Below are 26962 nucleotides of genomic sequence, written 5' to 3' on the forward strand. Positions count from 1 at the left end.
GCGGGCCCTTTTCGTTTCTCCGAGTCCGGCGCTGCGCTCAGGCGGGCACGCGGCCGATCGGGTAGAGCATGTGGCGCTCGTCGGCATAGGGCGAGCGCAGGTAGAACCACTTCAGCCGCGCCATCGGATCGGCGGCGAAGGCGTTGTCGCTTGCCAGCCTGGCGGTGAATTCGGCGCGCAGGACGGGATCGGTTTCCAGCATCTCGTCGGCCATCGGCGCGATGACGTAGGCCTCCATGTACTCGACCGGATCGAGCATGCCTGTAACGTACCCTTGCGCGAAGAAGGAGTCGGCGCAGACCGGCTCGAGCATGAGGATGGCAAGGTCGCCGAGGCGCTGGTCGGTCGGGACCCAGGCCGAGCCGGGCGCGAAGCGTTCGGTGCGTCGCTCGATCCCGGCGACGCGCGCCGACATCTTCACGCAGCGCTCGGAGACGGTGTCGGCCATGGTGAGTTCGCACAGTCGCTGGAGTTCGACCTCGACTTCGTGCCAGTCGGTCGTGATCTGCCGTTCGATGCCGTGCGCGGCAAGCCGGTCGAGCACTTCGCGCTCGCTGGCGGGCACCCAGTAGCCCCGTGGACGCTCGATCGTGATCGCGGGGGTCGAGCCGAGCACGGGGGCCTCGATCGCGGGCAGCGGCGTGCCCAGCCAGCGCACCTCGCGCGCGCCCGAGGCCGCAGAATCGTAGAACTCGCTGGCGATCGGGTGGAAGGTCTGCGTGCGGACCGGCTCTTCGGCCATGTCCCAGGTCAGCACGGCCGTCTCGGCACGGCGCGCGCGGTCGGCGCGCGAGGCGGTCCGCAAGGTCTCGGCGTGCTCCACCGCGGCGCGCAGCGAGGCCTCGATCAGCACGTACGTGCCTAGAATTCGCTGGCGTACGGGCTTGAGCGAGTGGTTCTCGACCAGCACCGTTGCAATGTGGCGGATGTCGCCCTGCCCGTGCGAGAAGCGCGGCGGGAAGGCGGGAAGCATGAGGCCGAGTTCGGGCCGGCGATCGTCCGCGGCCAGGATCAGCGGTCCGGGGATGTGGTCCTGCGCCGTCATCGCGGCGTTGACGCAGGGGCGATAGACCTCCTCCAGCCAGGTGCTGAGGGCGGGCGAGGTCGAATAGAGCGCATCCTGGAAGCCGAAGGTGATGTCGTACTGGTAGTCGAGCCCGTCGGTGACGTGGATGTCGAGGAACAGGTCGGGGTCGATCGTGCCCAGGAGGCTGAGCACCGCGCGCACTTCGGGTGAATGGGCCTTCACGAAGTCGCGGTTGAGATTGAGCCCCTGCGCCGAGGCGCGCCAGCCCTGTTCGAGCGGGCCGCGCTGGTTGGGGCGGCTGTAGACCGAGCGGCGTTCGTGCCCGTCGGGGTTGAGCACGGGCACAAAGTACCAGTCGCAGCCCGCGAGCAGATCGTCCTTGCCGCCCACCGCGATGTCGCGCAGCAGCATGAGCCCGGCGTCCTTGCCGTCGATCTCGCCCGGATGGATGCCGCATTCGACGTAGACGCGCACCGGTGCCCCTTCGCGCGGGCAGGCCATCGCGGCCTCATGGTCGCGGCTGGCAACGACGAGCGTGATCGCCCGGCCCTCGACCGAGGTGCCGCAGGCGTGGAGGCGGATCAGTGGCGAAGCGGCGGCGAGCCGTTCGAGGAAGGCACAGGTCTCGGCGTAGGTCGGGGTGGTCTCGAGCCCGTCGATCTCGGCGGGGGTGACGAAGGGATCATCGCTCGCGCGGATCAGCGCCTGGCTGCGCCCGTCCCAGGGCTGTACAGGGGGAAGCGGAGCGCGGCGCTCGGGTGGCCAGAAGGCGGGCGTCATTGTCGTCCTTTTCGATCGGTCGTGGGCAAGGACGCAGGAACCTAGCCGGGCTTCATTGCACCTGCGCAGTGATCATGTTGCGGGCCGAGGCTTCGAACGGAGAGGCCCAGCAGCGCATCTTGGCCTCGAGCACCGAGAGCATGCGCCCCGGTGCGCCTTCGAGCTGGCGGCCCAGTCGCGTGATGAGGTGGACCGAGAGGGGCTCGGCCTCGGTGTCGGCGAAGGGGATCGCGACGAGCCGCCGCGCGGCGATCTCGCCCAAGGCCGCGATCTGGGGCAGGACGGTGACGAAACGCCCCTCGGAGGCGAGGTCGCGCATCATCACGATCGAGGACGTGGTCTGCGCGGGTTCGAGGAAGGTGCCGGTCTCGGCCTCCATGTCGGCAAGGATCTGGCGGATGCGGAAACCCTTGGGGGGCAGGCACAGTTCGTGCTGCGCGAGATCGGCCAGCGTGACCTCGCTCTTGCGTGTGAGCGGATGCGAGGGGTGGACAAGGACCATCAGCGCCTGCGCGAGCGAGAGGCGCACGCGCACCTTGGGCTCGGGCTGGATCTGCAGGACGAGGCCCATGTGGACGTCGTCGTCCTCCACCATGCGCACGATCTCGCTGGTCGAACCCACCAGTGTCTCGATGTGCAGGCCAGGGTTCTTCTTGTGGAAGCCGTCGATCGCCTGGAAGAAGGCGCTCGACAGGAAGCCTTCGCCCACCGCGAGCCGGATCGAGCCCTTGCGCACACCGCGCAGGTCCTGGATCTTGCTGCGCAGGGTATCGAGCTCGGCGACGTGCCTGCGGTGGAAATCGTAAGTCAGGTGCCCGGCCTCGGTGAGCTTGACCGAGCGGCGTCCCTTCTCGACCAGGTTGACCCCGAGGTAGCCTTCGAGCTGGCCGATCTGCCGGCTGATCGAGGAGACCGCGACCCCCAGCTTCTCGCTCGCGAGGCGCATCGAACCCTGGTTCGCCGCTTCGTAAAAGTAGCGCATGGCTACGTCCATCAGCATATCGACAATCCCCGATCAGCGTCCCTGATGCATCGCAGCATAACGGACAGGCGGGGCGGCGCAGGCGGGAAAAACGGATAGGGTGGTGCAGAATTGGCCAGTCGGGGGAACGCGAACGGCTTGTGTTCGGCGCCCTTGGCGCGCTATCGCGTTCGCCCATGCAGCAGACCTTGGGCCCGCGTTCGAGATACTCGCTTCGGGGCGCGGCGATTCGCGCGGGGCACCCGTGCGCATGAGCGAGGGAAGCGGCAAACTCTCCCTAGCCTGCTTCGATGAAGGATCGAAGACAAAGAGTGTGCAAGCGGCGCAAATTGCTCCGGGGCAGGCGCGTCTGCGCTTCGCGTTGCCACCTTCGCTGACCCCCGACGTGCGGCTTGATCGCCTCACGTCCGAGCTGGTGCCGCAAGGGCCCGCGCGCCTCGTCCAGGTCTGCGGGCCAAGCGGTCTGGGCAAGACCACGCTGATGATCGCGCACGCCCACGCGCTGGTGGAACAGGGCATCGACGTGCGCTGGCTCGACCTGGCGCTCGGCGACGTGGCGGGCGAAGTGGCCCTGCGGTCGGTGCTCGAAGCGGCGCTTGCCGGTCGCAGCGGGACCTGCGTGCTGGTGATCGACGCAGGCGAATGCGAACTGGGCCCGCTCGGTGCCACGCTGGCGGATCTGCTCGCGGGCAGCGACGGGGACATCCACATCCGCCTCGTCGCGCGGCGCAGCAACGCCGCGCTGCTCGGAAGGCTGCGTTCGGCGCACCGGGTGCGCACGCTCGATCCCGCCTCGTTGCTGCTGACGGCCGGGGAAGTCGCGCGCTACCACCACCTGCACGCCCCGGCCGATGCGCTTGCGCCCGGCCTGACGGACTGGCCGCTCGCGCAGGACATCGCGCTGGGCGGCCGCAAGGCAGGGGTCTCGCTGGATGTCGGGAGCTTGCTCGATCTGGATGGCGGTCTGCTGGAGGCGGCGCTGGAAGAGGGGGTGTGGCGCCCGCTGGCCGAGCCGGTGCGCCGGGTCCTGGCCCAGACGGCGATCTTCGACCTGGTCGAGCATGGCTTCCTCGCGCGCCAGATGGAGCCGGGCGCGCTGCGCGGCCTGCTGCGCGAGATCGGGCAGCTTGCGCCGTTGGCCGAAGTTCGCAGCGGAACGGAAGGAGGCTTTTCGCTGCATCCGCTGCTTCGCGGCTTCGTTGCGCGCAAGTGGGAAATACTCGCGCCCGAAACGCGTGAGGCGATCTACCGCGAGGCCCTGCTCCATTACGCCGAGCGCGACGCGCCCGAGGCGGCGGTGGCGCTGGTCGGGCGGGCCGGCGACCAGGTCCTGGCGCAGATGGCGGTGGAGATCTTCACCAGCACCGACTTCCTGCGCACCGCAGGTGCCAGCGGTCTGCGCGCGGCGATGGCGCAGATCGCACCCGGCTCCCGTCCCGAATCCGCGCAAGTGCGCGTCAGCGAGGCGACGGTGGCGATGAAGGAAGGGCGCTTCGTCGATGCCCGGCGTACACTGGAGGAGGTGCGCGCGAGCTTGAGCGAGGAACTGGCCTTCCGCTCCCCGACCGTATCGCGGGTCTTCGCCGATTTCGTCATCGCGCAACACGTCCTCGCGTTTCACTCGCACACCAAGCTGACCGAGGAGGACCTCGCGCAAGGTTACTTCTGGTCGACCTACACCAACGATCGGGGCAACGCGGCCTTCGTGAACGCCTTGCGCAGCCTGCACTACTTGCGCCGAGACGAGCTCGAACTGGCCGTCCAGCAGGCAGATATCTCCAAGCGCGAGTTCACCGCGGCGCATTCGTATTACGGGCTGATCTCGGTGGTGCTGGTCGAAGGCCTGATTGCGCTTGCGGCGGGACGTCTCGACGATGCGGGGCGCGATGTCGGTACGGCGCGTGCGCTGCTGGCCGAGCACATGCCGCTCGAGACCGGACTTTTCGCGGTGGCGCAATGCATCGAGTGCGCGATCGATCTCGAGCAGGGGCGCACCGAAGGGCTGCTCGGGCGGGTCGATGGGGCCTTGCGCGATCTGGAGGCGAGCGATGGTTGGCCGGACGCCTTCACCATCGGCTATCGGGTCGGGGCCTGCGCGGCGCTGGCGGGAGAGGATGTGGGCCGCTCGCTGGCGCTGCTCGACCGGGCGCGCCGGCTGATGCGCGGACGAGGCCTGCTCGACCTCGCGCGCTTCTGCGCGATCCTCCAGGCCAAGGTCCGCGTGCAGGTCGGCGGGGCGTGCGAGGGCGACTGGCGCGGCGCGGCGGGGTTGCCCCTGCATGGCGAGGGGGGCACGGACACGCAGGAGGAGGCCTGGCCCGAAACCGACGAGACCCAGGCCCTCGACGCCTGGCAGGCGTTGCAGGCGGGCGACCATGCGCATGCCTCGAGGCTCGCGCGCCGGCTCCATGACCGCGCTCGCGCGGCGCAACGAACGCCGGGCGAAGTGCGCGGGCTCGTGCTGCTCGCACGCGCGCACTTCGCGGCGAAGGACCTGCCCGGCGCTCTCGTCGAATTCGGCACGGCGGTTTCGCTTGCCGAGCCGCAAGGGCTCGCTTTCGTGTTCCTCGAGCAGGGACCTGCGATCCTGCCGCTGCTCGAGGCCTTTCGGCACTGCGAGGCCTATCGGGGCGAGACGCGCCGCGTGCGCAGCTTCTGCAGCGGCTTGGCGCGCACGTTCGCGAGCGAACTCCAGAAGGAGGTCGCCGGTATCGACCTGACCTTGCGCGAACTGCAGATCCTGCACGGGCTGAGCCTGCGCATGGCGAACAAGGAAATCGCGCGCAGCGTCGATCTCTCGGTGAGCGCGATCAAGTTCCATCTCGGCAATCTCTACGCCAAGCTGGGGGTCAACAAGCGCTCCGACGCGGTTCTCGCCGCGCGGCGGCTGGGGATCGCACTCTGATCGCTCCAGGCCCTATTTTGGGCGCATTTTCTGAACCGTCAGGTGATCCCACCTGACTGGAAAATGCTTTAAGGCACCACGGTGAAGCGGTGCCCGTCACCAAGGTCGAGGGTCGTTCCGTCGAAGCGGGCGGTGATCAGCGCATCGGCACGGATCTCGGCGCTTGCTTCATCGCTTACGGCCCAGCGCTTGGCGTGGAGCGTGAGCGTATCGCCGGTGCGGTCGTAGAGGCCGTAGCCGCTGACCGAACCTTCGGGCGTTCCTGCGACAAGCAGGAAGCGCGTGTCGGCGAGCACCAGGCGTCCTTCGGCGAAGGCATAGGCGCGCAGGTGTCGCACCGGGATGCGGGTGAAGGTCTGGACGGTTCCGCTGCCGAAGGTCAGCGTGAGATGGTCGCCCGTGTTTTCGGCCTTCAGGAGATGGTGCTGGTCGGCGCGAAACGCGTTTGCCGTGGCGGTTGCGGGGGCAAGCGCGATCTGTTGTTCGGCGGTCAGCGCCACGCCCTCGGCGGTCTTCGTGAAAGGTCCGGTGTGGGCCATGGCCTCGGTTCCCGGGGACCCCGGCGTGCCCATCACGGCCTGCTCGATGAAGACGCCGTCGTGAAACAGGAACAGACCGTCGAGTGGGATGTCCTTGCCGTTCGAGGCGACCAGCGTGTCGTGGTTCCAAAGGCCCTCGACTTCGTGGCTGGCGTGCGCAGGTGCCACCTCGCGCATTTGCGCCTGCGAAAGTCCGGGCACGATCGCCGCCGCGAAGGCCAGCAGGAAAGCGAAGGAAACGGTCGTGCGCGGCATTGGGGCCTCCGGGTCTGGCCGGGGGCGGCGTTCCGGCCACGCCCCCGGCGAATGCTGTCTCAGTCGATCGCGGCGGTGGCCTCGATCTCGATCAGGAACTCGGGCATTGCCAGCGCGGCGACGCCGATGAAGGTGTTGGGCGCGGGCTCGGCCCCCTCGAAGAAGGCCCCCACTTCGGGCAGGACGATGCCGAGCTTATCCGGGCTATGGTTTACCACGTAGGTGCGCAGCCGCAGGATGTCGGCGGGGGTCGCCCCGGCCGCGGCGAGCACCGCCTTGAGGTTGGCGAGCACCTGGCGCGTCTGTGCGCCGAGGTCGTCGCCGCCCACCACGTTGCAGGCGCTGTCCCAGGCGACCTGTCCGGCCAGGTGCAGGGTCTTGCCGCCGTCCTGGAGGGTGGCGTGCGAGAAGCCGAAGGCGAGCGAATCGTAAAGTTCGGAGGGATTGATGCGAGTAGTGGTCATGGCGTTGCTTTCTTAGTCCACGATTTCGAGGCTGTGGCCGAACGGATCGGTCATGTAGACGTTCTTCTTGCCCGCCAGCGGCCCCTCAGGGATGACGATGGTCTCCATCGCGGTGCAACCGTGCGCGGTCAGGTAGGCGATCGCCTTGTCGACGTCGTCGACCCGCAGGCCCAGGTGGTGGCCGCCGCGATCGCAATTGCGCGGCAGGTCCTGGCGGCGATCGTCGGGCTTGTCGTACTGGACGAGCTGGAAGTTCATGGTTTCGGTGAGCTTGAGCATGACCAGCGTCAGCCGCGCGCCCGCCACGTTGACGTGCGTTTCCATCCAGTCGCGTCCCTGCGCGTCGCGCGGCATGTCGGCGGCGTCGAGCGGGCCCATGCGGAAGAGCTCCTCGGCGCCGATGACCCCGCAATAGAATGCGAGCGCCTCCTCGAGGTCGGGCACCGTCCACGAGATGTGGTCGACGGCCAGAAAGTTCGGCTTTTCGGGGACTTCGCTCATGTCGGGGGGTACTCCGCTGGCTCCGGCAAAGCAAAAATGTGCCCAAGCCAATGGGTGTTTACAATGCGCCGGACACAACGATTGCGTTGCGGTGAGCGCAAGATAGCCCTTGCGAGAAGACCCTGCCGTCCAACGCTTCCTGGTAGGAACACGCCTGGGGCACCCGAGGCTCTCCCTGCAAGATTGACAATGAAGTTACACTTTTGTTGCGCTTACCGCAAAAAGAGTGTGTAGTTCTTCGGGGGCTATCGTGAACACCCCTCTCTGACCCTGGTAGCCGGGAGGTGTCTTTTCGTGTGGGACAACGCTCTTAACTATTTCTACGAGGCCGCGAAACTGGGATCGATGCGGCTGGCGAGCGAAAAGATCGGGGTCGCGGTGTCCTCGATCAGCCGACAGATCAGCCAGCTCGAGGCGACGCTGGGCACCGCGCTGATCGAGCCGGGACGCCGCTCGATCCGTCTGACGGCGGCGGGCCAGCACGTGCTCGATTACCACCGCAAGCAGCTTTCGGACCGTGAGAGCCTGATGACCCGCCTCCAGGAGCTGCGCGAGGTCAAGACCGGGCGCGTGGTCATGGCGATCGGGGAGGGCTTCATCGGCGATGCCTTCGCGCGCACCATCGAGTATTTCCAGGTGCGCAATCCGGGCATCGAGATAGCGCTCGAGATCAGTTCCTCGACCGAGATCGTGCGCAAGGTGCTCGAGGACGAGGTGCACATCGGCATGATCCTCAATCTGACCGACGAACCCAAGATCCGCACCCGGCTGAGCGTCGAGCAGCCGCTTGCGGTGCTCTGCGCGCCCGACCATCCCGCAGCCCGGCTCGAAGCGGTGACGATCGAGGACCTGATGGGCTTTGCGCTGTGCCTGCCACCCAAGGGCTTTCGCATTCGTGCCTCGCTCGCCGCCGCCGAACGCCGCGCGCGCCTGACGCTCGAGCCGATGCTGGTGACGACCTCGATCCAGCTCATGCGCGACATTGCGCGCGCGGGTCGGGCGGTCTGCGTCCTGCCGCGCATTTCCGCGCTCAGCGAACTCACCGAGGGCACGCTGGTGGCGCGCCCCTTGCACGATCCCGAGCTCGACGATGCGACGGTAAGCCTGATCTACCGACTCGGGCGGCAACTGGAAGGCGCGCCCGCGCGGCTGCTTTCGCTGCTTGAGAACAACCTCAAGTCGTGGTCGCACGTGCCCGAGGTCGCGCGCTGAGCCGTTCCGCGAGGAGGCAGGCAGGCACGGCGACCGCGACGTTGACGATCATCGCGACGAGCCCGGTCTCCCAGCCTGGCAAGAGCCCGCCCCACATCGTGGCAAAGGCGGGCAACAGCGCGAGGTAGCCCGCGACCATTCCGGCGAAGACGCCCAGCGCATTGGCGCGCTTCCACAGGAAGGCGAGGTAGACGCCCGGAGCCAGCATGCCCACTGCGGCGTAGGCGGAGAGGCCGATCTCGACCAGCGAGCGCGATGCACCCAGCGTCAGCCACACCGCGACCGCGGCGAACACGACCAGCGAAAGCCGCGAGGCGAGCAACTCTCCGCGCGCCGAGAGGTGCGGGACGAAGGGCTTGAGCACGTTTCGGGCGAACAGCGAACCGGCGGTGAGCAGCAGCACCGATCCCGGGACGAGCGCGAGCAGGCAGGCGGTCCCGGCGAAGAGCCCGACGATCCAGGCGGGGTAGTGCTGCGAGACGAAGCTGATCAGCACCGCGTTGCCGTCACCGCCGGGTGGCCGGGTGTCGGCGAGGAGAGCCGCGAAGCCCAGCATGATGATGAAGATGTAGGAGAGCGAGTAAAGCGGCTGGAGCACTGCGTTGCGGCGGATGGTCTTGCGCGAACCGGCCGAATAGCAAAGCTGGAACAGGTGCGGCAGAACCCAGTTTCCGAGCGCGACGTTGAGCGAGGAGGTCATCAGCCAGACGGTGCCAAGGCCCGCCTGCGGGTCGCGCCCGGGCAGGCTGCCGATGCCGGGATGGAGGTCCTGCACCCGCGCGAAGATGTCGAGCATGGAGCTGGCCCCGATCCGCGAGGCGGCGCTCGCGCACAGCAGCACGACGACGACGAGCATGAGCACGTCCTTGACCCCGGCTGCGAAGGCCGCCGAGCGCAGGCCGGCGAGAAAGACGAAGGCGACCATCAGCAGCGCCGCGAGCCCCGAGGACCAGGTGGGCGAGATGTCGTGGCCCAGCGTCAGGCGCAGGATCAGGCCGAGCGCGGTGATCTGGATCTGGACATAGACGATCAGCGCCAGAATTCCGGCGATCGCCACGACCACGCTGAGCCAGGTTGCCCGGTAGTGTGCGGCAAAGAAGTCGGCTTGGGTCACCAGGTCGTGGCGGTGGCCTTCGGACCAGATGCGGGGCATCAGCCAGTAGCCGATTACCGCCGAAAGCGAGACCGAAGTGAGCGCGAGATAGGCCGGCGCGCCATAGGCCCAGGCGAAACCCGAAATGCCCATCACCGCGAAAGTGGTGTAGATCTCCCCGGCGTTGAGAAACCAGAAGATGAGGATGCCGAAGCGGCGTCCGCCGACTGCCCATTCGGTGATCGTGCGCGCGCGGGCTTGGCGCTGGCTGTAGAGAAAGGCGCCGGCGACCGTTCCCAGGACGATGGCCAGGGTGAGGATCTGGATCATGTCTCGGGTTCGCTGTTCTGGGCACCGGCAGCCCCGGCGGCTTCGGTGGCCTCGTCGAGATGGAAGACGATGGCGATGACGATCGAGGTGAGCACGATGCCGGCCAGTTGCCAGGTCATCGCGAAAGGCAGTCCGAACAGCCGCCAGTCGATGTCGTCGACGAGCGGCACCGCGCCGACCTGCCAGGCGAAAGGCGCCAGCAGCAGCCAGCGGTGGTGGTACTTGGGGGAGGGGGTCATGTCGCGATGCTCCGGCCGTTCGTGGCAATCCAGGTGTCGATCTTGGCCTCCAGCACGCCCATCGGCAGGCAGCCTGTACCCAGTACCTGCTCGTGGTAGTCACGGATGTCGAAGCGTGCGCCGAGCGCCTTGGCGGCGCGCTCGCGCAAGGCGCGGATCCGCAGTTCGCCGATCTTGTAGGCGCAGGCCTGGCCCGGACAGGCGATGTAGCGATCGACCTCCACCGCGACGTCGCGCGGCGCCATCGAGGTGTTGGCGAGCATGAAGTCGATGGCCTCCTGACGGCTCCAGCGCAGCGCGTGGAGCCCGGTGTCGACGACCAGGCGCACCGCGCGCAGCATTTCCATGTCGTAGTGGCCGAAGAGCTGCATCGGATCGGTGAACAGGCCCAGTTCGGGGCCGAGCGATTCGGCGTAGAGCCCCCAGCCCTCGACGAAGGCGGTCGCCGAACCGTACTTCAGCAGGTCGGGCAGCGCGGTGTTCTCGCGCGCGAGCGTCATCTGGAAGTGGTGGCCGGGAATGCCCTCGTGCAGCGTCAGCGTTTCGAGCGTGGGGATCGGGCGGGTGCCGAGCATCGCCATGTTGAAATAGAGGACGCCCGGCGTGGTGCCATCGCCGGGGCCCGCACGGTAATAGCCGGTGCCGCGCTGGTCGCCGAGCGCAGGCAGTGCGCGGACCTCGAAAGGCGCCTTGGGCTGGTGGCGGAACAGCCGGGGGATGGCGGGCCAGATGCGCGCCTCGATCGCCGCGAAGCGGCCGAGCAGCTCCTCGCTGGTCTTGCAATAGAATGCAGGATTTGTGCGCACATATTCGAAGAAATCGCCAAGCGATCCGGCAAAGCCGACTTCGCCGCGCACGCGCTCCATCGCGGTACGGATGCGGGACACTTCCTGCTGGCCGAGGGCATGGATCGCTTCGGGCGCGAGGTTCGTCGTGGTGTGTCGGGCAAGCTCCCAGGCGTAGAGCCGCGCGCCGTCCTTCATCGCCCAGCGGCCCGGCTCGGCGAGCGCTTGGGGCAGGTATTCGTCGCGAAGGAACGCCTGCCAGGCCCGGTACCCGGGCAAGACGCGTTCGGTGATGCAGGCGCGATACCGCGCGGTGATCGACGCGCGTTCAGTGGCCGCGAGACTGTCCGGAAGGTGCGTGACCGCAGTCCAGAACGGGCTCTCCTCGAGCGGTGCCGCGAGCATCGCGTCGACTTGCGCGAGGACGTTGGCGATCAGCACGCGGGGCTGGCGATAACCGCGCGAGAGCCCGGTTCGCGCCCACTGGATGGCATTGGGCAGGTAGCTTGCGAAACCCTCCAGGCGCGCCAGGTCGCGCGCGTAGTCGGCGGGTGTGGACAGCCCCGGCGCGGCGTTCGCGGCGTAGTCGGGGAACTCGACGTGAAGGCCGAAGGAGGGATCGAAGGGCGCCATGCGCTGCACGTCGAACAGGTCATCATCGAACAGCGCTAGCGTGCGCTGCAGGTTGAAGGCAAAGACGTCGCGGGCGAGCGCGTCGAGCGGGGGCAGCGCGTCGCGATCGATCGCGGCGAGTTCGGATTGCTCCTCGCGCCGACCCGTGAGCAGCGCCACGCGGTAGGGCTCGCCGAGCGGGTCGACGAAGGCACCACCCGGCATTCCCGCCTCGAGTGGAAAGTCGAGAGGGGCGCCGGGCGCAGCGGCGAGCGGGTCGAGACGGGCATCGAGCGCGGCGCTGCGCGCGAGCAGTGCGCGCAGGCGCTGCGCCGCTGACTGTGCGCGCGCCTGCAATGGGGCCGCGAGAGGCAGCGTCGCGCCGAACGCGGCGAGGGCGGTCGTCGCGAGGGCCTGACGCCGGGTCAGGGCAGAGCGTGTCTGCGCGGGCATGTAGCACCTCCGAAGAAGGATGAGCGGATGCATGATGGTAGCGCGGTAAAGGCGATCCGCCAGCCCCTGTGTTGCACTGCGATATTCATTTAATTAACTGAAAATAAGTTGTTATTTTTGAAATTTCGATGCTTCGCGCGGTTATCTTGCGGCCAGCGCAACGAAATGCCGACGCCTTTTGCATCGATCGGGCACGCGTTTGCGCGCGCGGGGACGTCTTTGCGCCGCAGAAGCGCAGCGTAGTCGGCGCGGGTTGCCGCAGTGCCGGGGATCCACGGGCAAATCGGCGAAAGGATGGAGCAGGCTAATTTGCATTGAGGGCAACGGATCGCCGCAGTCAGTGTCATTGAAACAAATATGTAATTGGCGGAAGCTTCGTTCCGTAAGCGCGAGAAAGCGTGTTCATGGGCCCGCACTTCAGGAGCAGTTGATGGCACTTTCTTCCCGTTTCTTGGCTTTGTGCAGTGCAACGTCGCTGGCCTTCGTGCCGCTCGGCGCGGCTTGGGCGCAAGGAGTGGCGGCCCGCGAGGCACCGGCAGCCCACGAAGACCAGCTGGCCACCATGTTCCGCTGGTGGAACGAGGCGATGAAGACGCCGGGCGCGCTGACGCAAGCCAACTTCGCGCGCTTCTTCACGCCCGACGCCACACTTACGCTCAACGGCGTAGAGGTGATCCAGGGGCTCGACGACTGGGTTTCGCACTTCACGAAGATCCAGGCGAGCGGGGCTCGCGTCGAGATCGTGGTGCCCTTCAAGGCAAGCTTTCGCGAGGGCGATCGGCTCTACACCTATCACGTCATCCGTTCGCGCCGGGATGGCGCGGTGTCGTGCATGCTTGCGGCCGGGCACGCGACGCTGCGCGAGGGCAAGATCGCCGCGATCGTTCTCCTACGTGCGCCGCTCGACATGACGGCGGGTCCGGTCGATCCGGCCTGCTGGACGCACTAGCGCCGCGGTTCCCGGGGTTTCGCGCGATGCAGGGGGCAAGTCTGCACGCGCCTTGAAAGAAAAGCTGCGATCGCAGCACATACAGGGGGTTAGAAATGAGGTCCTATACACGTCACGTCCTTGCGCGCCGTTTCCTTGCAGGATCCGCACTTGCGGTGCTGGCCAGTCCGTTGCTCGCAATGCCTGCGCTCGCGCAGGACGAAGCCCCGTCGTCGGCACCCGCCGCCGCCTCGACCGATATCCTGGTAACCGCGCAGCGCCGCTCCGAATCCATCCAGGACGTGCCGATCGCAATCACCGCCATCGGTGGCGAGCAGCTCAAGGACCAGAACGTGCGCGGGGTCGAGGATTTCTTCGCGATGACGCCGAACGTCGCATTCCAGTCGAACGGTGCGCGCGATCGCAAGGACCTTGCCATCCGGGGCATTTCCAATCAGCTCAACCCTTATGCCGACGTGCGCCAGTCGAGCTACGCCTTCTACATCGACGAGTTCAGCGTGGCCTCGGGTACCAGCAATCCGCAGATCGTCGACCTCGAGCGGATCGAGGTGCTGCGTGGGCCACAGGGCACTTATTTCGGGCGCAACGCGGTGGGCGGCGCGATCAACGTCGTCACCAGGAAGCCGGTCAACGAATTCGAGGGCAATGCCGAGATCGGATACTCGAGCTTCGACACCAAGCGCGCGCAGGGCGTGCTCAACGTGCCCGTCATCGATGGCCTTCTGGCGGTGCGCGCCTCGGGTCAGTACGAGAAGTCCGACGGCTACATCCACAACGTCAACCCGATCGGGGGCGGTAACGATTCCAAGTACTATACCGGGCGTATCGAGGCGCGGCTGACCCCGCTCGACAATCTGACTTGGGACTTCACGTATAGCTATTCGAACGAGAAGAACGGCATGCGCGCCGGCGTGCCGACCGGCTTCGTGACGCGGACCTGGGCCTCGGTCTACTACGGCGCCTCGGCCGGCATGATCGCCGATGCGGACGGGGTCGGCTTCTACCCCGAAAACACCAACGAGGTGAACTTCGATCGCCCGCAGGAAGTGGGCAGCAAGTTCCAGTATCTCAGCACCCATGCGGTCTGGGACTTCGGCCCGGTCGAGGCGACCCTCGTTGCGGGGCACCTGACGTCCGACTTGTACAACTACGGCGACGTCGACGGTGGCAGCTACGACTATTTCTACGAGGACCTGTTGCTTAAGCGCAAGTCGACCAGCGGCGAGCTGCGCCTGCAGTCGACCGGATCGCATGTCTTCGACTGGAGCGTGGGCACTTCGGTGGGCAAGGATTCGGGCCGCATGGACCAGTCCACCTACCACGGCGCCGATAGCCCGCTGTGCCCCAGCTCGTACAACGGCAGCTGCGAGGGGCTCGAGGTCACCGGTGCCGACAGCCACAGCACCTCGCGTTATTTCGCGATGTTCGGGCAGGGCACCTTGAACTTCACCGATACCCTCTCGGCCACCGCGGGCCTGCGCTATTCGTGGGAAAAGGTCACCAATGTCTCGCAATCGCGCTCGAACGCGATCGTGACGGGCAACAACGACCGCTCCGCCGATTTCGAGGACCTTTCGCCCAAGTTCACGCTGACCTACCGCCCACAGCCGGGCCTGATGGTCTACGCCACCGCCTCGCGCGGCTTCAAATCGGGCGGCACGCAGACCAGCAACTCGGACCAGCTCTCCAACGAATTCAAGCCCGAGACCTTGTGGAATTATGAGGTCGGCACGAAGTTCGACCTGTTGGACCGCCGCCTGCGGGTGGACGTCACCGGCTTCTACATGGACTGGAGCAATGTCCAGCAGACGATCCGCTTCCAGTACATCGACGAGAGCACCGGGCTGCTCAAGGGGGTCAGCGGGATCGCCAATGCCGCCTCGGCCGAAAGCTATGGCGTAGAGGCCAGCTTCAATGCCCAGATCACGCCCCGTTGGACGCTCGCAGGCCAGCTTGGTTACAACAAGACCAAGTACAAGGACTATCCCAACGCGCTCATCGACAACACCGTTCTCGACTTGTCGGGCCAGGCCCTGACGAGCGCGCCCGAGTGGACCGCCGGCGCGCAGAGCCAGTACACCGTTCCGCTCGGTGGCTTCGATGCCTTCGGCCGGGTCGAGTGGAACTTCCGCTCCAAGATGATCTCGAACCCCTACTACTATCTCTATAAGGACGTCGCGGGCGAACCGTTCCTCAGCCCGAGCTACCACAACGTCAACCTGCGGGTGGGGATCGAGAACGAGACCTATCGTCTCGTGGGCTACGTCGAAAACCTGTTCAAGGCGAACTACTATGCGAGCGCCTACGAAAAGGCCTTCTACAGCGGTGTCCAGGTGGAACCTTCGTTCCGCGAGTTCGGCGTAAGTTTCGGCTATTCGTTCTGACCGGTACGGGCAAGCCGGTGGCGTGGCCACCGCGCTTCCCCGTGTCCGGACTGCTGTCTATCGACTGGAATGGGGATGTGCCGTGTTGACCGATCGCCGAAAGTTGCTGGGTGTCGCCGCGTCCGCGGGTGTTCTGCTGGGGCCTGCCGGGCGGGCCTTCGGCCGGGCAGGCGGACGGGCGCCAGGCCAGGCGGGGCCGGTGGGGGATGCCAATGCACGGCTCGAGGCCGTGCTGCAGCGCCACTGCGAGGCCTTCCTGCGGCGGTCACCCGAGGAAGCGACCGGGGTGGGCTTCGACACCGGCGCGAACGCGGGGCTGCGCGCCCGGCTCGACGATCGCTCGCTGGCGGCGCTGGCACGCGATCGCGAGAACATCGAACTGGCGCTGCGCGAATTGCGGGCGGTGCCCGGCGCTGACCTTTCGCCGCGCGCTCAGCAGGACCGCGACGTTGCGCTGTACGTCTACGAGACCTTGCACCGGCTCCTGGGCTTCTATGGGTACGCGGATATCAACCTTCGGCCGAGCCCTTATGTGGTGAGCCAGATGAACGGGGCCTATTACTGGCTGCCCGACTTCATCGGCGCACGGCATCCGATTGCCGATACCGCCGACATCGAGGCCTGGTTCGCGCGACTGGGGGCGCTGGCCAGCGCACTCGACCAGGAGTCGGAGCGGATCGCGCACGACGCGGCGAAAGGCATCGTCCCGCCCGACTTCGTGATCGACAGGACCATCGCGCAGATCAAGAGCCTGCGCGATGCCGCACCGCTCGGCTCGGCGCTGATCGCGCCCGCCCTGGTGCGAATGGCCGGGATTGCCGGGCCGGGCACGGGCCCGCGCGCCGAGGCGCTCTTTCGCAAGGTTGTCGCGCCCGCGCTCGCGCGCCAGATCGAGGCGCTCGAGAAAGTGCGGGCGCAAGCCGTCTCCACACCCGGTGTCTGGCGCCTGCCCGAGGGCGAGGCCTATTACGCAAGCGCGGTCGAGGCCAATACGACGAGCAAGATCGACCCGCACGAACTGCACCGGCTCGGCCTCGAGCAATGCGCTGAGCTGACCGCGCGTATCGATGTCCTGCTGCGCGCGCAGGGCCTGGACCGAGGCAGTCTGGGCGCGCGCCTCAAGGCTCTGGACGCCGACCCGCGGCTTCGTGTCAGCGACGACGATGCGGGGCGCGAGAGGCTGCTCGATCTGGCGCGCGGCTACATCGCCGAGGTTACCGCGCGCCTGGGGCAGGCCTTCGGCCAGGCCACCGTCGATCCGATCGTGGTGCGCCGTATTCCCCCCGCGGTCGAGGGCGGCGCGCCCGGAGCCTTCTACACCGAGGGTGCCAAGGGCGAGCCGGGGATCTATTCGCTCAACCTGCAGCATCCGGGCGAGCAGTCGCTCTGGCGTCTGCCCACGCTCACCCACCACGAGGCGGTGCCCGGACACCATTTCCAGTACAGCGTCCTTGCCCATGCCCCCGCGCTGCCGATGTTTCGCCGCATCGTGCGCTTTTCGGCCTATACCGAGGGCTATGCGCTCTACGCCCAGCAGGTCGCGGCCGAACTCGGGGTGTTCGAGGGCGATCCCTTCGGCCGCATCGGCGAACTGCAGTCGCAGCTCTTTCGCTCGGCCCGCATCGTCGTCGACACGGGCCTGCACGCCAAGCGCTGGACGCGCGAGCAGGCGGTGCGCTGGATGGTCGAGAACGCGGGCGAGCCGCCGCTCGCAACCGAGCGCGAGGTGATCCGCTACGCGGTCTATCCGGGGCAGGCGTGCAGTTTCAAGATCGGCGCGACACGCATCGTCGCGGCGCGCGAGGCCGCGCGCGCGGCGATGGGCACGCGCTTCGATGTGCGCGCCTTCCACGATCTCATCCTTACTTCGGGCCCGATGCCGATGGCCGTGCTCGAGAAGGCCGTCGCGCAATGGGCGCGGGCCTGACGCGATCTCGATGTTTGCAAGCGGAGTTTCCAGAATGAAGATACGACAATTGCGGCGCTGGGCGATCGGCCTCGTGGCCGGTCTCGCTGCGGTCGGGGCGCAGGCGCGCCCCAATGCCGAACCCGTCAAGACCGATCCGGGCAATGCGACGATCGTCCTGACCGGCGGCAATGTCGTGGGGATCGATGGCGAGGGCGCCATTCGCGATGCCGTCGTTGTCATCCATGGGGACAAGATCGTTGCGGTGGGGCCCGCCGGTTCGGTCACGGTGCCGCAGGAGGCGCGCATCGTGCCGATGGACGGCAAGTGGCTGATCCCCGGGCTCATGAACATGCACGTCCACCTCGGGCTCAAGCTTCCCGGCGCCGAGGGCGCTGCGCTTGCCAGCGAGACCGACCCCGAACTGGCGCTGCGCATGGCGGCGAATGCGCGCAAGTCGCTGCTCTCGGGGGTGACGACGGTGCGGCTGGTTGGCGAATCGCATGGGGTGGACTTCGCGCTGCGCCGGGCGATCCAGCGCGGCGAGGTGATCGGCCCGCGGATCAAGACCGCCGGCGAGATCATCGTGCCGACGGGAGGCCACGGCTCGCTCGAGACCGACGGGCCCTATGGCTTCGCCCATGCCGCGCGCGAGCAGATCAAGCAGGGCGCGGACTGGATCAAGATCGCGATCTCGGGCGGCATCGCCGATACGCATGGCAGCATCGCGGCCGCGCCGATGACCGACGAGGAGCTCTCCACGCTGATCGAGGTGGCCCATCGCAACGGCATCCCGGTCACCGCGCACAACGGCTCGCCCGCCGCCGCCGAACAGTCGCTCAGGCTCGGCATCGATTGCTTCGAGCACGGCTACTACCTCACCGAGGCCAATCTCAAGGAGATGAAGGCCAAGGGCAAGTGGCTGGTGCCCACGATCGTCGTCTCGCAGGCCGGCGCGCGCGAGTTCTACAAGAAGATCGGCTCGCCCGAGTGGTACCTCGAGCGCGTCGATTCGACCGGGCAGGAGCATTGGAAGATGCTGCAGACCGCGATCCGGATGGGCGTCAATATCGCGCTCGGCACCGACCAGTTCCCCTATGAGCCCAATGGCGGCACCACCGCCACGGTGGCCGAGGCCGAGCTTTACAACAAGGCCGGCATGACCCCGCTTCAGGCGCTGCGCGCCGGCACGGTCGAAACCGCGCGCCTGCTCAGGATCGAGGACCAGGTCGGCCGCATCAAACCGGGCCTCTACGCCGACATCGTGGCGGTGGAAGCCGACCCGACGGCCGACATCTCGGCGCTGCGCACGATCGACTTCGTGATGAAGAACGGCGTCATCTACCGCGACGACGCGCATGGCGTGATGGCGGACTGAGCGGGCACGCGGCGGTTTGCCGCGGCGAAGGATGAAGGGGCTCCGGTGTGTCCGGGGCCCCTTTTCCGTAGGCGTCGGCGTGCGGCCTCAAGCCTTCGCACCTGCAAGATAGTTTAAACTTGAAATAATATCCGGCTCTGCGCATAGTGGCGCCACCAACGGGAATGGCTTCAAGGGATCCGAAGATGAAAGTTGCGGTAATGGGTGGTGGGCCGACGGGGCTCTATTTCGCGATCTCGATGAAGCTGCGCGACCCGAACCATGAGGTCGCGGTCTACGAACGCAACCGCAACGACGACACCTTCGGCTGGGGCGTGGTGCTCTCCGACGAGACGCTCGCTGCACTTTATGCCAACGATCCGGTCAGCTCGGAGACGATCCGCAGCCACTTCGCCTATTGGGACGACATCCGCGTCGTGCGCGGCGAGGAAGATGTCTCGACCAGCGGGCACGGCTTTTGCGGCATCGGGCGCATGCGCCTCCTGCTGATCCTGCAGGAGCGCGCCCGCGAACTGGGCGTGCAGCTCCATTTCGAGCACCCGATCGACGACGCCGAGTTCGACCGCATCCGTGCCGAGAGCGACATCGTGATCGCCGCCGACGGCCTCAACAGCCGCGTGCGCAGCCGCTTCGAGGACGCCTTCAGGCCCGACATCGACGTGCGCCGCAACAAGTTCGTCTGGCTTGGCACCAGGCAGACCTTTGCCAAGGCCTTTACCTTCATCTTCGAGAAGACCGAGCACGGCTGGATCTGGGCGCACGCCTACCAGTTCGACGCCGACACCGCGACCTTCATCGCCGAATGCAGCGAGGAGACCTGGAACGGCTTCGGCTTTGGCGAGATGAGCAAGGAGGAGAACCAGGCGACGCTCGAGCGGATCTTCGCGGCGCACCTGGGCGGGCACACGCTGATGTCGAACGCCAACCATGTGCGCGGCTCGGCCTGGATCAACTTCCCGCGCGTGGTCTGCGAAAACTGGTTCATGGACAACGTCGTGCTGCTGGGCGACGCCTCGGCGACCGCGCATTTCTCGATCGGCAGCGGCTCGAAGCTGGGCATGGAAAGCGCGATCTCGCTGGCGAACAAGCTCAACGGCGAGGGCACGCTGCCCGAGCAGCTCGCCGCGTACCAGGAAGAGCGCGCGCTCGACGTGCTGCGCCTGCAATCGGCCGCACGCAATTCGACCGAGTGGTTCGAGGACGTCGAGCGCTACCTCGATCTCGACATCGTCCAGTTCAACTATTCGCTGCTGACCCGCAGCCAGCGGATCAGCCACGAGAATTTGCGGCTGCGCGACCCCAAGTGGCTGGGTGAGGCCGAGGCCTGGTTCCAGCGCCAGGCCGGCTCCAACGCCCAGCGCCGCCCGATGTTCGCGCCCTATGCCTTGCGCGGGCTCACCCTCAAGAACCGCCTCGTCGTCTCGCCGATGGCGCAGTACAAGGCGGTCGACGGCACGCCGACCGACTGGCACCTCGTCCACTACGCCGAGCGCGCCAAGGGCGGTGCGGGCCTCGTCTATACCGAGATGACCTGCGTCAGCGCCGAGGGTCGCATCACGCCGGGCTGCCCGGGCCTCTACGCCCCCGAGCACGAGACGGCGTGGAAGCGCCTGACCGACTTCGTCCACGCCGAGACCGACGCGGCGATCTGCTGCCAGATCGGCCACGCCGGGCGCAAGGGCTCGACCCGGATCGGCTGGGAGGGCATGGACCTGCCGCTTGAAGCGGGGAACTGGCCGCTGGTCTCCGCCTCCCCGATCGCGTGGAGCGCGAAGAACGCGGTGCCTGCCGAGATCACCCCAGCGCAGATGGACGAGGTGACCGCGCAGCATGTCGCTGCCGCGCAGATGGCCGAGCGCGCCGGGTTCGACATGATCGAACTGCACGCGGCCCATGGCTACCTGCTGTCCTCGTTCATCTCGCCCGCCTCGAACCAGCGCGGCGACGCATTCGGGGGCAGCCTGGAAAATCGCCTGCGCTTTCCGCTCGCGGTGTTCACCGCGATGCGCAGAGTCTGGCCGCAGGACAAGCCGATGTCGGTGCGCATCTCGGCCAACGACTGGCTGGGCGCGGAAGGGGTTACCCCCGAGGAAGCCGTGGCGATCGCGCAGGCCTTCCGCGCGGCGGGAGCCGACATCGTCGATGTCTCGGCCGGGCAGACCAGCACGGACGCACGGCCGGTCTATGGGCGCATGTTCCAGACCCCGTTCTCCGACCGCATCCGCAACGAAGGGCACATGCCCACGATGGCGGTGGGCAACATCACCGAGCCCGATCACGCGAACTCGATCCTGCTCGCGGGCCGTGCGGATCTCGTCTGCCTCGCGCGTCCGCACCTTGCCGATCCCTATTGGACACTCCACGCGGCGATCGAACTGGGCGAGCGCGACGCGAGCTGGCCCAAGCCCTACCTCGCCGGACGCGACCAGGCCGAGCGCCTTGCCGAACGGGCGCGCGCGTGAGCCTGGACCTGACGGGCAAGCGCGCGCTGGTCACCGGCGGCGGCACCGGGGCGGGCGCCGCCATGGCGCGCGCGCTTGCCGCAGCGGGCGCCGAGGTGGTGATCTGCGGGCGCCGCAAGGCCCCGCTCGAGGTTGTCGCCGCGCCGCACGCGGCCATCACCGCGGCGGTGTGCGACGTGACCGACGAGGCGGGCGTCGCGGCGCTGTTCGAGGATCACGGGCCGTTCGATGTCGTGGTCGCCAATGCGGGGATTGCCGATAGTGCCCCGCTCGATCGCACCGAAGTCGGCGCGCTTGAGCGGCTGATGCAGGTCAATGTGACGGGCACTTTCCTGACGCTGCGCGAAGCGGCGCGCAGCATGAAGGCGGCCGGGCTGTCCCAAGGGCGCATCGTCGCGGTGGCCTCGACGGCGGCGCTGAAGGGCTACGCCTATGCCGGGGCCTACGCCGCGAGCAAGCACGCGGTGCTCGGCCTGGTGCGCTCGGCCGCGCTCGAACTGGCGGTCAAGGGCATTACTGTGAATGCGCTGTGCCCGGGTTTCATGGACACCGAGATGACCGCGCAGTCGGTTGCCAACATCACCGCCAGGACCGGACGCAACGCGCACGAGGCGCGCGCCGCGCTGGCCGCGTCCAACCCGATGAACCGGCTCGTCCAGCCCGGCGACGTGGCCGAGGCCCTGCTGTGGCTCTGCGCGCCGGGCGCGGCGATGGTGACCGGACAGGCCATCGCGCTGGCTGGCGGCGAAATCTGAAGGATCAGGATAAAGCATGACCTCCCCCCACTCCTTTCTCAATCCCGAAGGCTGGGCGCCCGCCAAGGGCTATGCCAACGGCATGATCGCGGCCGAGGGCCGGCTCGTGGCGCTGGGCGGCCACATCGGCTGGAACGGCCAGCAGGTCTTCGAACATTTCGACCTCGTCGGCCAGTTCGAGCAGACTTTGCAGAACATCGTCGCGGTGCTGGCCGAGGCGGGGGCGGGGCCCGAACACCTCGTTCGCCTGACCTGGTACATCACCGATAGAGACGAATACCTCGCCCATCTCAAGGAGATCGGCGCGGCCTACCGCCGTGTGCTGGGACGCCACTTCCCGGCCATGGCGGTAGTGCAGGTCGTGGCGCTGATGGAAGAGGCCGCCCGCATCGAGATCGAGGCGACCGCGGTCCTTCCGCTGGTGGAGACCGCGGCATGAGCGCGGCGCACACGGGCTATCCCGAAGGCGCGGTCCCGGCGATTGCAACACTGGTCCTGCCCGATGTCGCCAATCTCCACGGCGGCGCCTTCGGGGGCTGGATCACGGGCCAATGCGATCTCGCGGCGGGCATATTGGGTCGCCGCCATGGCGGGGCCTGCGTCACCAAGTCGGTGCAGGAAATGGTCTTCCACGCCGTTCTGCAGGTGGGCGATGCCTTCATGATCCACGGCGCAATCGTGCGCGAAGGGCGCACGTCGATGACCATCGAGCTGACCGGCTGGCGCGAAAGCGAGGCGGGGCTGCGCGAAGCGGTCGTCACCGCGCGCTTCGTGATGGTCTGCATCGATGAGCAAGGACGCCCGCGCGCGCTTGGCCGCAATTGACTTTGCCCTTTCGGGTCGCACCGTAATGGCATGAAGAGGGGGCGCTGGCAGGCGTCCCCTTTTTTGCGTGGGTACTGTCAGCGCTCAGGCGGCCACGACTTGCGGGGCGATCGCGGCGCGCAGGTCTTCGGGCCAGGGCATTGCGCGGTGGCTGGCAAGGTCCATGCACACCAGTACCAGTTCGACGCGAAGTCGCGCCGCGCCAGCGCAGGAGAACGTTACTGCAAGGCGGCAACTGCTTTCGCCCAGGGTCAGGGGAACGATCGCGATCTCGAGCACGTCGCCAAGCCGGCTCGGCGCCTGGAAGTCGACTTCGAGGTGCACGGTCGGCGTACCTACCTTGCGTCCCAGGTGCAGGCTGGCGAAACTTTGTCCCACGGCGTCCTCGAACCAGTCCTCGACCGCGCCGTTGAGCATCTCGAAATAGCGCGGGTAGAATACGATCCCCGCCGGATCGACGTGGGCGAAGCGCACTTTGGTGGACGTGGTGAACATGCGGGAAGGGACCTTGCGAGATCAGGACAAGTGGGAGCGCAGCTCGGTCAGCAGATCGAGAAGCTGCGCGCGGTGCTGGGCGGGCATGGGAGCGAGGCTTTGCGCCACCCACTGGCGGTGCGCCTCGGCCAGCAGGGCGAAGCGCGCGGCGCCGGTCTCGGTCAGCGAGACGAGGGCCGAGCGCGCATCGCCCGGCGCGGGTTCGCTGCGCACGTAGCCCTGCTCCTGGAGCTGGCGCACGACGTGGGTGACGTTGCCGTTGGAGACGAGCAGCGCTTGCGAGAGCGCCCCCATCGGCACCGGCTCGCCCGCGCGGTCGAGTGTCGCGAGCACGTCGAAGCGGGGCAGGGTGGTGTCGAACTGCTCGGCGAAATTGCGGCGCAGGCGCTTCTCGATCACTTTGGCGCAGGCCAGCAGCCGCACCCAGACGCGCAAGTTCTGCGCGTCGTCGCCGGACGTGCCGGTGGCGCCTTGCGTGTGGTCCGTGGTAATGTTCGCGTCCGCCTGAGCCATGGGCCTTTCCATAACCGGGGGCGAACCTGTTCTCCAGCGCCGGGATCGGCGGGAGCACGGTGGCCGGCGAACCGGCGCATGGCGGACCTCCCCCGGGCCGCTCTGCCATGGCCTTGCCCTAGGCGCGAATTCCTTGAACATGCAAGTACATTTGCGCCGGGGCCGGGGGAAGCCGCCCGAGGGGCGAGGCCTAGAGCGTGTTGAAGAAGCGGGTGAGACGCTCCATCGCCAGCGCCACGCGCTCGGTGGTTTCCGAGCCGAAGCACAGCCGCAGGTGCCCTTCGCCCGCCGGACCGTAGAATGCACCCGATTCCACCACGACATGCGCCTCCTCGAGAATGCGCTCGGCGATCTCCTGCGAGCCGAGCCCGGTCGCGGTGATGTCGGGGTAGGCGTAGATCGTGCCTTCGGGCGAGGCGCAGGTCACGCCGGGCATCTGGTTGAGCGCCTGGACCACGATGTCGCGCCGCGCCTCGTCTTCGGCGACCATCTCGAACACCGGTTCCTGGCTCTGCGTCAGCGCCGCGGTGCCGCCGGCCTGGATGAAGGTGTTGACGTGGGTTACCGCCGACGTCGAGATCGTCATCAGCCCGGGCATCAGCGCCTTGTCGGCCACCGCATAGCCCAGCCGCCAGCCGTCCATCGCATAAGCCTTGGTGAAGGCGAAGAGCGAGATCGTGCGCTCCTTCATGCCCGGCAGCGAGGCGATCGAGATGTGGCGGCAATCGCCATACGTGATCATTTCGTAGACTTCGTCCGAGACCACCGCGAGGTCGTGCCGGATGGCGATGTCGGCGAGGCTCTGGAGTTCCGCGCGGGTATAGACGCGGCCGGTCGGATTGGCCGGGTTGACGAGCACGATCATGCGCGTGCGCGGTGTGATCGCCGCCTCGATCGCGGCGGCGTCGATCGCGAAGTTGTTGGCCTTGTCGAGCGGGACCATCACCGGCTTGCCACCGGCCAGTTCGATCTTGCCGATGTGCTGGGGATAGTAGGGCTCGAGCAGGATGACTTCGTCGCCCGGATTGATCAGCGCGAAGAAGGCCGCGAACGAGGCCTGGGTCAGGCCGTTGGTGACGAGGATCTCTTCAAGACCCACCTCGAGCCCGTTGAAATCTGCGAGCTTGGCCTGGATGGCGCGGCGAAAGGCGCTGGAGCCGGGCATCTCGCCATAGTGCACGTCGCCCTGGTTAAGCGCGTCGATGGTCGCCTGCTTGATGTGGGCGGGGGTATCGAAGATCGGACGGCCGAATTCGAGGTGGATGAGATCGACACCGGTCGCCTCGAGGCGCTGGGCGCTATCGTACATCCCGTAGGACTTCTTGGAACTCGAGGTAATGCGGTCTGCGAGCGGGATCACCGGGGTGTCCTCCTTGGCGCTGGAATGGGGTTGAGGAAGGCTCAGGCGGCCATCGGTGCGACGAGGAAGCGTGCGATCTTGCCCGCACGCAGTTCGGCGCAGGCCATCGCCTCGTCGTCACGCGTCACGCCCTTCTCGGTGACGCGGGTGAAGCAGTGGACGAAGGCAAGCGTTTCGCTCGCCAGTTCGTGCTCGACCGGAAGCACCATCGCGACGGCCTCGCAGCGCGCGGCGATGGCCGCGTAGTGGGGCACCATCTCGGCGGGGCACGAGGCGCGCAAGTTGTTGTTCACGTAGATCCGGGCATCGGACGTGAAGAAGCGCGCGAAGTTCTCTTCGGTGAGCTGGTCGGGGTTGGCCATGGCCTCGTTCCACCAGGTGAAGAAGGCGATGATCGGGTTCTGGGTCATGGTTTCTTTCGCATCAGTCAGCGGTTGCGGGCACGGCGCTCTTCGTACCAGTCGAGCAGCGGCGTGAAGTGGGCGTAGAAGCGTGCGAGCTTCGACTGGATCGAGGCGGTCGTACGCTTGTTGGTGTCGAGCACCGGGAAATCGGGAAGGGGTGCGCCACGAGCGTGGTCGGCGAGAGCCTCTCCCACCGCGAACGACAGGGCGATGCCGCGCGCGTTGCACGAGGAGGCGGCGAGGATGCCGCCATCGACGACGAGCGAGATCGGCAGGCGGTCGGCCGAGATCGAGCTGGTGCCCGTCCAGACGTAGGGGATCTGCGGCAGTTCGGGCAGGCGCAGCATCGTGCGCAGGCGCGCCGCCATGCCGCGCGCGGCGCGCGCGCCATCGACCCCGAAGGCATCGAAGGTGCCGGTGATGAGGCGCCCGGCGACGTCGAAGCGGTAGGTGAACAGGTTGTGGCGTGTGTCGGACAGGCACTCGCCGCCCTGGAAAAGGTGCCTGCGCTGCTCTGCGGGGATCGGCGCGCTGGCGCATTGCCACACCCGCATGGGAATGAGCGTGCGCGCGAGGGGGGGGACGAGCTCGCCCGCAAGGCCGTTGGTGCAGACCAGGACCTTGGCGGCCTTGATGCAGCCGCGCGCCGTGTCGACGCGGTAGCCACCCGGCACGCGCGTGATCGACTGCACGGGGGAATGCTCGTGAACGCGTGCGCCTTTCTCGCGCGCGGCGCGGGCGAGTTCCTGGCACAGCCGCAAGGGGTGGACAGTCCCTCCGCTCGGAGCGAACCACGCCGCCTGGTAGCCTTCGACGCCGGTGCGCACGGTGGTCTCGTGCGCGTCCAGGAGATCGCAGGCGAAACCCGCATCGGTCCATTCGGTCCGCGTGCGTTCGAGCCGCGGCAAGGCGGCGCGGGTTGCGGGATGGTACCAGCCGTCCTGGCGTGCGTCGCAGTCGAGGCCCAGTTCGCGCACGCGGGAGAAGAGGTTGTCGGCCGAATGGCCGACGAGCCGGACGAGCGCGCTGCCATGCTCGCCGGTGCGCGCGACGATCTCGCGCGGGGAGCCGACGCTGAAGTGGGGAACGACGAAGCCGCCCGGGGTGGACGAAGCGCCCGAACCGATGCGCCCGGCCTCCAGCACCACCACCTGCGTTCCGCTCGCGGCAAGCCGCACCGCGGCGCTGGTCCCCATGATCCCGCCGCCGATGATGACGACATCGCTCGTCGAAGCGGTTTCGAGGGCGGGGGTGGGAGGTGCGGGGTGGGCGGTTGCCCACCACATGTTTTCGGTTCGATTGATCATGAAACACCGGCTGTGCCGCTGCGCCCCGCGACGGGAGGAGGGGGGAC

Annotated in this window: 23 protein-coding genes; 10 read left to right on the top strand and 13 right to left on the bottom strand. The window is 67.4% G+C overall.

The window, feature by feature from the left end; genetic code table 11:
- Positions 1 to 37: 37 nt before the first annotated feature.
- Both HT136_RS20390 and HT136_RS20395 read right to left on the bottom strand, forming a co-directional pair.
- Positions 38 to 1807: a M14 family metallopeptidase gene (locus HT136_RS20390; protein WP_214201697.1), complete on the bottom strand. Its 1770-nt coding sequence runs from the start codon at positions 1805 to 1807 to the stop codon at positions 38 to 40.
- A gap of 52 nt (positions 1808 to 1859) precedes the next feature.
- Entirely contained in the window at positions 1860 to 2789 is a 930-nt protein-coding gene (locus tag HT136_RS20395; protein WP_246544000.1) for a LysR family transcriptional regulator, read from the bottom strand.
- 313 nt (positions 2790 to 3102) lie between these two features.
- Here HT136_RS20395 and HT136_RS26660 point away from each other — a divergent pair, with 313 nt between their 5' ends.
- Entirely contained in the window at positions 3103 to 5694 is a 2592-nt protein-coding gene (locus HT136_RS26660) for a LuxR C-terminal-related transcriptional regulator (protein WP_214201698.1), read from the top strand.
- Between the two features lie 68 nt (positions 5695 to 5762).
- Here the strand turns inward: HT136_RS26660 and HT136_RS20405 are convergent, their stop codons facing one another.
- The 3 genes from HT136_RS20405 to HT136_RS20415 are packed head-to-tail and all read right to left on the bottom strand — an operon-like array spanning position 5763 to position 7453.
- Positions 5763 to 6488 (bottom strand): hypothetical protein, encoded by a 726-nt coding sequence (locus tag HT136_RS20405; protein WP_214201699.1) that lies wholly within the window; start codon positions 6486 to 6488, stop codon positions 5763 to 5765.
- Between the two features lie 59 nt (positions 6489 to 6547).
- Positions 6548 to 6952, bottom strand: a complete 405-nt coding sequence (locus tag HT136_RS20410; protein ID WP_214201700.1) for a RidA family protein — start codon at positions 6950 to 6952, stop codon at positions 6548 to 6550.
- Between the two features lie 12 nt (positions 6953 to 6964).
- Positions 6965 to 7453 carry a VOC family protein gene (locus HT136_RS20415; RefSeq protein WP_214201701.1) on the bottom strand — a complete coding sequence of 163 codons (489 nt, stop codon included), beginning with the start codon at positions 7451 to 7453 and terminating at the stop codon, positions 6965 to 6967.
- Positions 7454 to 7747: 294 nt separating this feature from the next.
- Here HT136_RS20415 and HT136_RS20420 point away from each other — a divergent pair, with 294 nt between their 5' ends.
- On the top strand, positions 7748 to 8665 hold the full coding sequence (locus tag HT136_RS20420; protein WP_214201702.1) for a LysR family transcriptional regulator: 918 nt from the start codon (positions 7748 to 7750) through the stop codon (positions 8663 to 8665).
- On the opposite strand, the gene HT136_RS20425 is transcribed toward HT136_RS20420, so the two are convergent.
- From HT136_RS20425 to HT136_RS20435, 3 genes are read right to left on the bottom strand one after another with little or no spacing between them, the layout of a single operon-like run.
- Positions 8628 to 10088, bottom strand: coding sequence for a sodium:solute symporter family protein (locus HT136_RS20425; protein ID WP_246544001.1), 1461 nt, complete (start codon positions 10086 to 10088; stop codon positions 8628 to 8630). The genes HT136_RS20420 and HT136_RS20425 overlap by 38 nt on opposite strands.
- Positions 10085 to 10327 carry a DUF3311 domain-containing protein gene (locus HT136_RS20430; RefSeq protein WP_214201703.1) on the bottom strand — a complete coding sequence of 81 codons (243 nt, stop codon included), beginning with the start codon at positions 10325 to 10327 and terminating at the stop codon, positions 10085 to 10087. Before HT136_RS20430 ends, HT136_RS20425 begins: the two co-directional genes overlap by 4 nt.
- A complete protein-coding gene (locus HT136_RS20435; RefSeq protein ID WP_214201704.1) occupies positions 10324 to 12177 on the bottom strand; it encodes a DUF885 domain-containing protein in 1854 nt (617 codons plus the stop codon). The genes HT136_RS20430 and HT136_RS20435 overlap by 4 nt, the downstream gene beginning before the upstream one ends.
- Positions 12178 to 12607: 430 nt before the next feature.
- Here HT136_RS20435 and HT136_RS20440 point away from each other — a divergent pair, with 430 nt between their 5' ends.
- The 8 genes from HT136_RS20440 (at position 12608) to HT136_RS20475 (ending at position 22836) form a co-directional block, all read left to right on the top strand.
- On the top strand, positions 12608 to 13126 hold the full coding sequence (locus tag HT136_RS20440) for a hypothetical protein (protein ID WP_246544002.1): 519 nt from the start codon (positions 12608 to 12610) through the stop codon (positions 13124 to 13126).
- A gap of 95 nt (positions 13127 to 13221) precedes the next feature.
- The gene (locus HT136_RS20445) at positions 13222 to 15510 is read left to right on the top strand and encodes a TonB-dependent receptor (protein WP_214201705.1); all 2289 of its coding nucleotides are present in this window, start codon (positions 13222 to 13224) and stop codon (positions 15508 to 15510) included.
- Between the two features lie 85 nt (positions 15511 to 15595).
- Entirely contained in the window at positions 15596 to 17437 is a 1842-nt protein-coding gene (locus HT136_RS20450) for a DUF885 domain-containing protein (protein ID WP_246544003.1), read from the top strand.
- Between the two features lie 34 nt (positions 17438 to 17471).
- Positions 17472 to 18794 (top strand): amidohydrolase family protein, encoded by a 1323-nt coding sequence (locus HT136_RS20455; protein ID WP_214201706.1) that lies wholly within the window; start codon positions 17472 to 17474, stop codon positions 18792 to 18794.
- 185 nt (positions 18795 to 18979) lie between these two features.
- A complete protein-coding gene (locus HT136_RS20460; protein WP_214201707.1) occupies positions 18980 to 21256 on the top strand; it encodes a bifunctional salicylyl-CoA 5-hydroxylase/oxidoreductase in 2277 nt (758 codons plus the stop codon).
- Positions 21253 to 22011 (top strand): SDR family NAD(P)-dependent oxidoreductase, encoded by a 759-nt coding sequence (locus HT136_RS20465; RefSeq protein WP_343222260.1) that lies wholly within the window; start codon positions 21253 to 21255, stop codon positions 22009 to 22011. The genes HT136_RS20460 and HT136_RS20465 overlap by 4 nt, the downstream gene beginning before the upstream one ends.
- A gap of 16 nt (positions 22012 to 22027) precedes the next feature.
- Complete coding sequence (locus tag HT136_RS20470; RefSeq protein ID WP_214201708.1) at positions 22028 to 22450, top strand: RidA family protein; 423 nt, start codon at positions 22028 to 22030, stop codon at positions 22448 to 22450.
- A complete protein-coding gene (locus tag HT136_RS20475; protein WP_214201709.1) occupies positions 22447 to 22836 on the top strand; it encodes an acyl-CoA thioesterase in 390 nt (129 codons plus the stop codon). Before HT136_RS20470 ends, HT136_RS20475 begins: the two co-directional genes overlap by 4 nt.
- An 84-nt stretch (positions 22837 to 22920) precedes the next feature.
- Here the strand turns inward: HT136_RS20475 and HT136_RS20480 are convergent, their stop codons facing one another.
- The 5 genes from HT136_RS20480 to HT136_RS20500 all read right to left on the bottom strand — a co-directional run bounded on the left by HT136_RS20480 (position 22921) and on the right by HT136_RS20500 (position 26915).
- A complete protein-coding gene (locus HT136_RS20480; RefSeq protein WP_214201710.1) occupies positions 22921 to 23331 on the bottom strand; it encodes an acyl-CoA thioesterase in 411 nt (136 codons plus the stop codon).
- Positions 23332 to 23352: 21 nt separating this feature from the next.
- A complete protein-coding gene (locus tag HT136_RS20485; RefSeq protein ID WP_214201711.1) occupies positions 23353 to 23844 on the bottom strand; it encodes a MarR family winged helix-turn-helix transcriptional regulator in 492 nt (163 codons plus the stop codon).
- Between the two features lie 190 nt (positions 23845 to 24034).
- Positions 24035 to 25204: a pyridoxal phosphate-dependent aminotransferase gene (locus HT136_RS20490; protein WP_343222261.1), complete on the bottom strand. Its 1170-nt coding sequence runs from the start codon at positions 25202 to 25204 to the stop codon at positions 24035 to 24037.
- A 41-nt stretch (positions 25205 to 25245) separates the two neighbouring features.
- Positions 25246 to 25614, bottom strand: coding sequence for a hypothetical protein (locus tag HT136_RS20495; RefSeq protein ID WP_214201712.1), 369 nt, complete (start codon positions 25612 to 25614; stop codon positions 25246 to 25248).
- A gap of 17 nt (positions 25615 to 25631) precedes the next feature.
- Positions 25632 to 26915, bottom strand: coding sequence for an NAD(P)/FAD-dependent oxidoreductase (locus tag HT136_RS20500; protein WP_214201713.1), 1284 nt, complete (start codon positions 26913 to 26915; stop codon positions 25632 to 25634).
- Between the last annotated feature and the right edge of the window lie 47 nt (positions 26916 to 26962).

It is taken from the genome of Novosphingobium profundi (assembly GCF_018491765.1).
Lineage (GTDB): Bacteria > Pseudomonadota > Alphaproteobacteria > Sphingomonadales > Sphingomonadaceae > Novosphingobium > Novosphingobium profundi.